Annotated in this window: 11 protein-coding genes; 8 read left to right on the top strand and 3 right to left on the bottom strand. The window is 34.6% G+C overall.

Annotation, left to right across the window (positions count from 1 at the left end):
* Positions 1–72 precede the first annotated feature (72 nt).
* Positions 73–1,359, bottom strand: a complete 1,287-nt coding sequence (locus HT722_RS06900) for a U32 family peptidase (protein ID WP_173278270.1) — start codon at positions 1,357–1,359, stop codon at positions 73–75.
* A gap of 438 nt (positions 1,360–1,797) precedes the next feature.
* Between HT722_RS06900 and HT722_RS06905 the strand changes: the two genes are divergently transcribed.
* The 7 genes from HT722_RS06905 to HT722_RS06935 all read left to right on the top strand — a co-directional run bounded on the left by HT722_RS06905 (position 1,798) and on the right by HT722_RS06935 (position 7,272).
* Positions 1,798–2,172, top strand: a complete 375-nt coding sequence (locus HT722_RS06905) for a hypothetical protein (protein ID WP_173278271.1) — start codon at positions 1,798–1,800, stop codon at positions 2,170–2,172.
* 119 nt (positions 2,173–2,291) lie between these two features.
* Positions 2,292–2,636: a hypothetical protein gene (locus tag HT722_RS06910; protein ID WP_173278274.1), complete on the top strand. Its 345-nt coding sequence runs from the start codon at positions 2,292–2,294 to the stop codon at positions 2,634–2,636.
* Positions 2,626–3,912, top strand: a complete 1,287-nt coding sequence (locus tag HT722_RS06915) for an FtsK/SpoIIIE domain-containing protein (protein WP_173278276.1) — start codon at positions 2,626–2,628, stop codon at positions 3,910–3,912. The genes HT722_RS06910 and HT722_RS06915 overlap by 11 nt, the downstream gene beginning before the upstream one ends.
* Positions 3,913–4,076: 164 nt before the next feature.
* Positions 4,077–4,721: a hypothetical protein gene (locus HT722_RS06920; protein WP_205380491.1), complete on the top strand. Its 645-nt coding sequence runs from the start codon at positions 4,077–4,079 to the stop codon at positions 4,719–4,721.
* 214 nt (positions 4,722–4,935) lie between these two features.
* Complete coding sequence (locus HT722_RS06925; RefSeq protein ID WP_009527167.1) at positions 4,936–5,151, top strand: DUF3173 domain-containing protein; 216 nt, start codon at positions 4,936–4,938, stop codon at positions 5,149–5,151.
* On the top strand, positions 5,144–6,340 hold the full coding sequence (locus HT722_RS06930) for a tyrosine-type recombinase/integrase (RefSeq protein ID WP_173278278.1): 1,197 nt from the start codon (positions 5,144–5,146) through the stop codon (positions 6,338–6,340). The genes HT722_RS06925 and HT722_RS06930 overlap by 8 nt, the downstream gene beginning before the upstream one ends.
* A gap of 23 nt (positions 6,341–6,363) precedes the next feature.
* Entirely contained in the window at positions 6,364–7,272 is a 909-nt protein-coding gene (locus HT722_RS06935) for a Dam family site-specific DNA-(adenine-N6)-methyltransferase (RefSeq protein ID WP_173278280.1), read from the top strand.
* A 32-nt stretch (positions 7,273–7,304) separates the two neighbouring features.
* Here HT722_RS06935 and HT722_RS06940 read toward each other — a convergent pair whose 3' ends face one another.
* Both HT722_RS06940 and guaA read right to left on the bottom strand, forming a co-directional pair.
* Positions 7,305–8,147, bottom strand: a complete 843-nt coding sequence (locus tag HT722_RS06940) for a type II restriction endonuclease (protein ID WP_173278282.1) — start codon at positions 8,145–8,147, stop codon at positions 7,305–7,307.
* A 91-nt stretch (positions 8,148–8,238) separates the two neighbouring features.
* Positions 8,239–9,801, bottom strand: coding sequence for a glutamine-hydrolyzing GMP synthase (gene guaA, locus HT722_RS06945; protein WP_050313444.1), 1,563 nt, complete (start codon positions 9,799–9,801; stop codon positions 8,239–8,241).
* Positions 9,802–9,941: 140 nt separating this feature from the next.
* Between guaA and HT722_RS06950 the strand changes: the two genes are divergently transcribed.
* Positions 9,942–10,640, top strand: a complete 699-nt coding sequence (locus HT722_RS06950; RefSeq protein ID WP_000936192.1) for a GntR family transcriptional regulator — start codon at positions 9,942–9,944, stop codon at positions 10,638–10,640.
* Positions 10,641–10,702 lie beyond the last annotated feature (62 nt).

A 10,702-nucleotide genomic window follows, 5' to 3' on the forward strand; every position in this document is an offset into this window, starting at 1 on the left:
GCAACACAAAATCCGAGAGGGGAATCTCGGATTAAGGTCAATCTATTGTTAGTAGTTCTTATTTAATGTTTATTAAGCTCGAACTGTGACGCTGGTTCCATCTTCCTTATAAAGATTGATAAGCCCCTCTTTAAGAGCTCGAACCATATCTCCTGCTTGCACAGGTTGTGGTACTTTGATAGTCAAGAGTTCCATTGGATTTGGAGCACGATCGATTTTATTTCCCTTTGCATCGTGAAGATCCTCAATATAGGTTTCAAAATGACGGAAACCTGGGCCATAAAACTCAACTTGGTCTCCTTCGTTAATGACGTTCCGTTGACGAATGGTTGCTGTTTGTGTCGCATCATCATAAGAAACCACTTCAGCGACAAACTTGTACTCAGGAATTTTACGACGAGCACCAAACAACTGCTCATTTTCAGATGGTGTACCGTAGTAGAAACCTGTTGCCAATTCACGTTGGGCAACCTTCCACATCTCGTCCACCAAGTCTTGTTTGATCGCTTCAAACTTTTCAGGACTTTCAAGATATGCATCCACAGCCGCCTTGTAGCAGTTGGTTACTGTTGATACGTAGTGAATAGATTTCATACGTCCTTCGATTTTGAGACTGTCTACTCCATTCTCAATCATATCTGGGATATGGTCAATCATAGACATATCAACGGCTGACATTGAAAATTCTTCAGGAATCTCACCTTTCAAGCTCTTACGCTCTTTTCCAAACGGCATATCGTAGAGGTCATATTTCCAACGGCAAGACTGAGAACATCCACCACGGTTGGCATCACGCATGCTCATGTGGTTAGAAAGAGTACAGCGACCTGAGTAAGAAATACACATAGCTCCATGGACAAAGGCTTCAATCTCAACGTCTGTGCGTTTGCGGATTTCAGCTAATTCTTCCATTGAAACCTCACGCGCCAAAACGACACGAGTCAAGCCCAATTCCTTCCAGAACTCAAGAGTTTCATAGTTAGTCGCACTTGCTTGGGTAGAGAGGTGGATTTCAAGGCCTGGTGCTTCTGTCGCTGCAATCATAATCAAGGCTGGGTCAGACACGATCACTGCTGCAATCCCGATATCACGCAGTCTACGGAACCACTCACCAGCACCAGCTTCATTTCCTTCGTGCATAACCATGTTGGCAGCTACATAGACCTTGGCACCATACTTAGCCGCAAACTGGACGCCTTCTTCCATCTGTTCAAAGGTAAAGTTTCCGGCACGGCTGCGAAGACCATAGGCCTGACCACCGATAAAGACAGCATCTGCTCCATACTGAACAGCTACTTTTAGCTTCTCTAAAGTCCCTGCAGGTGATAAAACCTCAGGACGTTTTAATGTTTTTGTCATGTTTTCTCCTATTTGCAATATAAAAGTTTGACGTTTTTCCTTCTCATTTTATAGTAAATAAGCCATAAAATCAAGCCTAGAAAGATTGTTTTGACAATTCTAATCTTTTAAGCTTTACATAATAATTATTAAACTGTCGAAAATTAACCTAGTTTTAACAAGTAGTCAAAAAGTCTAGGAAAGCAAAAACCAGTATCCAAAGATACTGGCTAGTAAAAATACATAAATGAGTCCTTAGATGACTACTCCCACTCAATTGTTTTCTAAATTGATAAGGTTTGATATGGCTTAAAATTAAGAATTTATATTAGTTATTTTTATAAGAATTTATTAGAGTTTATTTCTGTTGTTTGCAAATTGTTTGCAGACATTTCCCTTTCAATTGTGGAAATATTGTTTAAAATTTGATAAAATATAAAGTGAATTCGAGGTGAGATGATGAAATTAAGTGTTAGATTAGCTTTAGAAACTTTACAAAATATAGAAGAACTAAAAGAAATAATTACTAAAGAAAATTTTGGAGAACTAACAATAACAAATGGTTTTGTTGTAAATCAAGCTTTTAGAGAAACTATGGGTATTACTAATTGGAAAAAAATAATTCAAGAAACTACTCCTTTAGTTCAGAAAAAATTCGGAAAATTAGAGGATACACCACTAAAAACCAACCTTACAATTAATGATGATACAAAATCATGTATAGATGAGTTGAAAAAGGAATTTCCAAAATATACAAATACCAATTATGTGACAGTATCTTATATAATTAGAATTGTTGTACGAGCAGCATTATTAAATAGACTTCAAAAATAGTAACTGTTATTGTTGCTATTTTTTTTAACTTCTTTTATTTTTCTCTTTACAAGAGGGACAAATTGTGCTAGTATATAATTACCTCTAATAGAGGGAATAATTAAAAGGAGAATCTAATTATGATTAAACCAATTTTAAATGCAGAAGAGACGATAAAGGGAGCGAAAATCCTTGTCAATCAAAAACCTTATTTTCTTTATGTAGAAGAAAACGGAAAGCGTAGAAAAACAGAAACAGTAGCTGGGTACTCTTATGAGTGCGTGGCAATAGAAAAACAATTTGAACGCTTTAGCGTAAAAATAGAACATCAAAAACCTCTATTTTTAGATTCAAAGTCAATCCCTCAAAACTGTTTCGTTGAATTTTCAGGATTAAGTGGTAGTGCTTATGTAGCTGGAGATAGCTACAAATATGTAGCTTGTTCTTTTAAAGCAGAAGGAATTGAGGTGGTAGATGATGAATAGTGACCGCTATAAAATGATAACTGCGTTTACAAAACCACCCTTTCTTATAAGGGGAAAAGTATTAGTTTACATTACATTCATGTGGCTTTTTGTCTTAATTAGTCAGTATTTGCATAATGTAGCATATTTTATTTTCACATTATTTTCTTCGATTGTGATTTTTTTATGTGTGGGATTTATATTTTATAGATACAAAACTAGTCTGAACTATAAAATTAGGGAGTTCATTATTCATAATAATCTTTATAACGATTATATTTCTGCTGAAGTTGAATACTTAGTTACTGATGAAAAAATTTTCATTCGCTTCAAAAAGAATGCTGACATATTCACTAATAAATCTAGTCAATTTGCAAATCACTTTCAAGCTATACTAGATTTACCTTTGCAGGATATTGGAAATAATAATACTTATTGCGAGTACATATTTGACCGTATTCCTGATAATAGATTAGATTTTTCTTCCAGAGAAGTATTAAATAACACTATTCAACTAACCGAAAAGACTTCGTGGAAATTTTCAACCCCTTGCCATCTCATTATATGTGGAGCAACAAATTCTGGGAAGACATATCTTGCTACCATGTTAATTCTTGATTATTTACGGATTAAAGGTAAAGGTGGTGGTTGTGACATTTATGTGTGTGACCCAAAATCGGCGGATTTAGCGATTATTTGTCGAAGAATAGACTTGAAAAAATATGGTAAACTTCAAAATCTTGCTGTGTCTGAGAATGAAATAGCAAGATTACTAAGAGAAGTTAATGATGAAATGGAACGTAGGTATTCTGAATGGTTTACTGAAGACGAACACTCTTTTGGCAAAATGTGGACAGATATTGACAATGCTAAACCTTTAGTGGTTATCATTGATGAGTTTTCTGCTGTCCTATCTATTGCTAATCCTAAAGTAGCTAAAGAAATCACTGGATACTTTAATAACATACTTCTAAAAGGACGTATGGTGGGGATAGAGATAGTGTTGATTATGCAACGATCAGATATATCTTCAAATTCAAATAACGGCTTAACTGGACAACAAAGAGACCAATTTGGGGTGCGTATCGGTATGGGCAATATGACAAGTGACGCTCGCAGAATGCTTTTTGGAAATACTGATGCTGAATTTCAGACTGTGAAAGAAATAGGTGCTGGGTATATTATGATTGATGGACAACACACGAAACCAACTTATTTTGAAGCTCCTTTACTGCCACAAAATAGTATGGATTATTTGAATGTTTTGGATAAGGCTATACTAGAGAATATGTCCTAATGGCACTCTAAAAAGTTGTTGATGAGCAAATGCTTTAAGCATTTGAGCGGAGCGACCATCAATAACTTTTTAGGGTCTTCAAAAATCGGAACGATTTTTGATAATTGGCTTGTTTTTAATGAAATAATAAGAGAATTTTGAAAAATCATAGGCGAGGTGGTCGTATGGACGACAGCAAAGATTTTTCAATTCATCCTGATGATTTTGTTACTGTTACACTTATGAATGATATATATGAGGTACAGTATTTACAAAAATCAAATAGACAAAACAATATCTTGAAGATTGATTCTGACCGATATGTTATAAAATCGACAGGGGAAATCAAATATTATGAACACACAGAAACGAGAAACCAGAGTGAAAACTCAATTAAGCAAACAATGAAAAAATTAAGGTATCTTATAAATGCAAATTTTTCAGGACGAAAGAATGAACTGTGGGCAACATTGACATTCAAAGATACTATCATAGCAAAACAACCATCGTTGATATATAAAGAGTTTAATAAATTTATTAAGAGACTGAATTATAAATATAAAGAAAAATTAGACTATATTGCAATTTTAGAACCACATGGAGTAAACAGCAAAGATATTTCTGAATGGCACGGTTTTCATCTTCATTTATTATTAAAGAGTAATTCTGCTAATCTTTACATACCCTGTCAAGAGTTTGAACAGATATGGGGACTCGGCTTTTGTAGAATTGAAAGATTGAAAGACATAGATAACATAGGTGCATACCTATCAGCATATCTAACTAATGCGGAATTTTCAGATACTGATTCTCAGAAAAAAAATATATAAAAGGGAGTCGATTATGGCTTTATCCTAAAGGAATTAAAATATATCGAAAAAGCAAGGGCATAAAGTACCCTAAGAGAATCAAAATGCCTTATCAATCAGCAAGAGATCTGATAGGAATTGAACCACATTATACTAAAACTTATAAAATTGAAAACGAGAACTTTGAAAATATTATTATTTTTGAACAATATAACAAAAAAAGGAGGTAAGCAGTATGCAAACCATCACAAAACATGAACTTCAAAAAATGGGATTCGGTCCGTCACAATCGGCTGATATAGTTCGAAGAGCAAAAATTTATCTTGTTAACAAAGGTTATGGATATTATTCTTCAAAACGTTTAGGGCGAGTTCCTTTGTCATCTGTAGAGCATATACTCGGATTTCCTATTGATACAAAGGAATTAGAGGAGAAACATCATCATGCCTAAAATTCCTCACGTGTATCAAGATAAGAAATCAGGATTGTGGTATTTTGTGGCTAGTCTAGGTTATGATGAACATGGCAAACGAATTCAGTATTGGGGGAGAGGTTTTAAAACCCAATTAGAAGCAAAAAAGGGATATGAAGCCTATATGAACGATTTCTCGGATTCAGCAGTAAAGAAAAATTCTACTATGTCATATAGAGAGTTTTATGAAACGTATTTCAAACCTGATTATAAACAGTCAGTTAAGCCTCAAACTTTTGATAGTAGATTATCTTCAATGGAGATACACTTAAAATATTTCTTTAACCGTAAATTAAAAGATATATCTGCTCCAATGGTCAAGAAGTGGCAAAATAATCTTTCGTCTAATTATTCATCTGGTTATGTAAGAGCCATACATGGACTATTTCAAAAGAGTCTAGACCTTGCAGTAAAACTAGGATTATTACAAAAAAATATCGCAAAACAAGTTGGAAACGTAAAGAAAGTAAGGCAAAAAGTGGACTTCTGGACAAAAGATGAAGCTGAGAAAGTATTTTCAACATTTGATTTACAAGATTATTATGATAGGTTTGCCTTTACTCTTATTTATGCACTTTTCATGACAGGTCTTAGAATTGGCGAGGCTCAAGCTCTACAATGGGAAGATATTGACTTTATTGAGAAAACTTTAGAAGTTAATAAGAATATGTATTATAAAACATCTAATGAATTTTATATAACTGAGCCAAAAACATTAGCTAGTAATAGAATTATTGCCTTAGACGATATGACACTAAACTATTTGAGTGAATGGAAAGTTATTCAAAGAAAAAATATTGTGACAGATTTTGTATTTTCATATAATGGGTTGCCAACTAATAAAAGTGCAACAAGTCATATTATAACGCGTCATGCGAAACTTGCTAAAGTTCATAGAATTAAAACTCATGCTTTAAGACATTCTCACGCTAGTTTATTGATTTCTTTAGGAGAAAATGCCTTGGTAATTCGTGACAGATTAGGACATGAAGATATTAAAACAACTCTAGGAACTTATGGACATTTATATCCGAATATGAATAGAGAAGTTGCTAATAAGTTGAATAATATTTTGAATTTTGATAATAGTGATGTAAAAAGAGGAAAAGTTTATAATCAGTTTTGGAAGGAAAAAAGTATAAAAAATGGTATAATAGAAGACGTATAGAACAGTAAGAAAGGAGATTACAATTGTTACCTAAAAAAATTATTACACCTAAAGTCCCACCTATCAAAATTCAAGGAATAAAAACTAAATTAGTTCCATTCATTGCTGAATCAATAAAGTGGGATGGTGAAGGAACATACTTTGAGCCGTTTATGGGTTCTGGTGTAGTAGGTTTTAATTTAGAGCCTCAGAGGGCTATTTTTAGTGATACCAACCCCTACATCATTCAATTTTACAAAGATATTCAATCAAAGAAGATTACTTCTCAAACAGTTAGAACTTTTTTAGAAAATGAAGCAACTAAACTGTCTAGTACACCAGCTGACAAGACCTCTTATTATTATGAAGTCAGAGATAGATTTAACGAAGAACATAGCTCCCTAGATTTTCTATTTTTACAACGTTCAAATTTTAATGGTATGATACGTTTTAATAATAAAGGGAATTATAACGTTCCTTTTGGGCGAAAACCAGAGAGATTTCAAAAAGCATTAATTACAAAAATTGTAAATCAAGTTGCATGGGTTGAAAAAATAATGAAGGGTAAAGATTGGCAATTTATCTGTATGCCCTTTACTGAAGCGTTTAAGATGATGAAAGAAAATGACTTTGTTTATTTAGACCCTCCATATATCGATCGTTATGATGGGTATTACGATTCTTGGAGTGAAGAATATGCAGTATTACTTGCAGAACTTACTCAAAAAGGAAAAGCTGGATATGCTTTTAGTATGTGGTATGAAAATCAATACAGAAAAAATACACATATGAAAAAATGGACTGACGGGAAGTTATTGACTACTGAACATTTTTATCACTTAGGAGCAAAAGAATCTAATAGAAATAAAATGATAGAAGCTTTAGTAATAAGTGAAAAACATTTGAATTTAGAAGAAGTTTATCACGAACAACAACAAATTCTATTATTCTAAATAAAAAAGGATACAAAGTGTATCCTTTTTTATTATTCACATTCTTTATTTGTTTCAACTGATAAATATTTTTCAAGTCGTGTTAATTGTTCGGTTGATAATTGTTTAGTTTCTTTTCCCCACTCTGTAAATGTCTCTAAGTTATTAAAGAGTTTATCTTTTACTTCTTGAGAATCTTTATATTTAGGGAAATTTTTCCAATAAATATGGAAAAGGTCGTTCCCTAATTTACTAAAAGGACCATTACCATCTTGAAAATCCTTAATTATTTTAGATTTAAAGGTTCCAATATTATCTGTATTTCCACTTCCTTTACTTGTACCAGCTACTTTATATTTTTCTTGAACAAAATATTCTACATCTTTATAAGCTGGCACTATTGAAGAAATGTCTTCTGATTCTAAATTAACCTTTCTAATACTTGCACTTTCATTCCTTGAATATAGAAAACCTAGAATATAATGCTTATCATAATCACTATAATTACCATCAATATTTTTAGTTCCATTTCTTAAGTAACTAGTAAAACTTCCAGCTGTAAAATTGAACTCTTTAATTTGACCTTGTTTATCAAATTGTCGATAAGTTGTTTTAATATCAAGTGCAATTCTTTTCTTATCAGGTTTCAAGAAATAAAAATCTGGATAGACTGTCTGCTTTTCAGATTCAAACAACTTATATCCTAACTCCTCTGCAACTTCAAGCAAATATGGATATACTATCACTTCAAATAATCGTCCTATTATTTTTGAATCATTTCCAAATGGGAAAACTTCTTTCTTTTCATTTACAAAACCAAGTAAGTCCCAAGCGTCTTTATCATCTATTTTAGGTAATTTTTCAATAATTGTTTTAATAAAAATATCATCACACATCTTATTTCTCCTTTTGTTTGCAAATTGTTTGCGATTATTTTATTAAAGGCTCTGAAACATTGATTTCAAAGCCGTTTTGTTTATCTTTTCACTACTCCCACTCAACTGTTGCAGGTGGTTTACTTGTAATATCATAGACGATACGGTTCACATGATCCACTTCGTTTACGATACGTACAGAAATCTTTTGAAGGACATCCCAAGGAATTTTTGCAAAGTCAGCTGTCATACCATCGATAGAAGTGATTGCACGGATTGCAATCGTGTAGTCATATGTACGACCGTCACCCATAACACCGACTGAACGAACACCTGTATTAACTGTGAAGTATTGCCAGATATCGCGGTCAAGACCTGCTTTAGCAATTTCTTCACGCAAAATAGCGTCTGACTCACGAACTGTTTCTAGCTTTTCTTCAGTGATTTCACCCATAACACGAATCGCAAGTCCTGGTCCTGGGAATGGTTGACGCCATACAATATGGTCTGGCATACCAAGCTCTGTACCAAGGGCACGGACTTCGTCCTTATAAAGAGTGTTGAGTGGTTCGATCAATTCAAACTGCATGTCTTCTGGAAGACCACCCACGTTGTGGTGTGACTTGATAGTTTGAGCTGTATCTGTACCAGACTCGATAACGTCTGTATATAAGGTACCTTGAGCAAGGAATTTCACATCTTTGAGCTTACTTGCTTCGTCATCAAATACATAGACAAACTCGTTACCGATGATTTTACGTTTTTGTTCAGGGTCAGAAACGCCAGCAAGTTTATCAAGGAAACGTTTAGCAGCGTCTGCTTTGACGATATTCAAACCAAACTTACCACCAAGCATGTCCATAACTTGGTCCGCTTCTCCTTTACGAAGAAGACCGTGGTCTACGAAGATACAGATCAATTGATCGCCAATAGCCTTTTGGAGAAGAACTCCAACGACAGATGAGTCTACCCCACCTGATAGACCAAGAAGGACACGTTTGTCACCGACTGTTTCACGGATTTTTTGAATCTGCATGTCAATGAAGTTATCCATTGTCCAGTCGCCTTTAGCCTTACAGATGTTAAGGGCAAAGTTACGAAGGATATCATTTCCGTATACAGAATGACGAACTTCTGGGTGGAATTGGATACCGTAAATGTGTTTATCTGGGTTTTCGATGGCTGCGTATGGGCAGTCAGCTGATGTACCTGTACGAACAAAGTCAGCAGGAATCTCAGTAACTGCATCACCATGGCTCATCAATACAGTTTGTTCATCAGGTGTTGATTCAAAAAGAGCTGATGGTGTGTGAGTAAGAGTTGATTGACCGTATTCACGATTTCCAGCATCACCTGCAGGAACAACTTTTCCTCCAAGTTTATGGGTCAATAACTGCATACCGTAACAGATTCCCAAAATTGGAATTCCAAGTTCGAAGATTTCTGGGTCAATATCAAATGAACCATCTTCGTATACAGAGTTTGGACCACCTGATAGGATTATTCCTACAGGATTGATTTCACGAACTTCAGCAGCTGAAATTTTATGGCTCTTTAGTTCTGAAAAAACACCAATCTCACGGATACGGCGTGAAATCAGCTGGTTGTACTGGCTACCATAGTCCAGCACGATGATTTTTTCTACATCTTGCAAATCAGTTGATATGTTGCTCATCTTTTTCCTTTCTCAAAAGAAATATCTTTTTTCAATATTCTATCACAAATAAGGGCGAATTACCAACTAAACAAGGCGAAGTTTGACTTTTTCTAGTTTATTGGGGTACAATAGAGAAAAGATAGAAATGAAGTGAAAACATGCTACCAGCTTATATGAAAATCCATGATCAGATTAAAAAGGATATTGACGAGCACCGTTGGGCTATTGGGGAGAGACTTCCCAGTGAAAGAGATTTAGCAGAGCAGTTTGAGGTCAGTCGCATGACCCTCCGCCAAGCTATTTCCCTCTTGGTCGAAGAAGGAGTTTTAGAGCGCCGTGTAGGAAGTGGCACCTTTGTATCCAGTACACGTGTACAAGAAAAGATGCGAGGGACAACCAGTTTTACTGAAATTGTTAAGTCCCAAGGTAAAGTACCCTCTAGCCAACTCATTTCCTACAGAAAAACCATTCCCAATGAACAGGAAGTTGCCAAGCTAGGAATTTCTCCAACGGAGAATATTATCCGAATGGAACGTGTTCGCTATGCCGACCAAGTTCCTCTGGTTTATGAAGTTGCTTCGATTCCTGAAAAATTCATTAAGGACTTTAAAAAAGAAGAAATCACCAGTCATTTCTTTCAAACTCTGCAAAAACACGGCTACCGTATTGGTAAATCACAGCAGACTATTTATGCTCGTCTTGCTAAGGAAAAAATTGCCCACTATTTGGAAGTTGAAAAAGGACATGCTATTCTTGGTTTAACTCAGGTTTCTTACCTAGAAGATGGTACTGCATTTGAATACGTAAAAAGTCAGTATGTAGGCGAACGTTTTGAATTTTATCTTGAAAACAATTAATACTCTTCGAAAATCTCTTCAAACCGCGTCAACGTCGCCTTGGCGTATATATGTTACTGACT

Source organism: Streptococcus sp. 53 (genome assembly GCF_013276565.1).
GTDB lineage: Bacteria > Bacillota > Bacilli > Lactobacillales > Streptococcaceae > Streptococcus.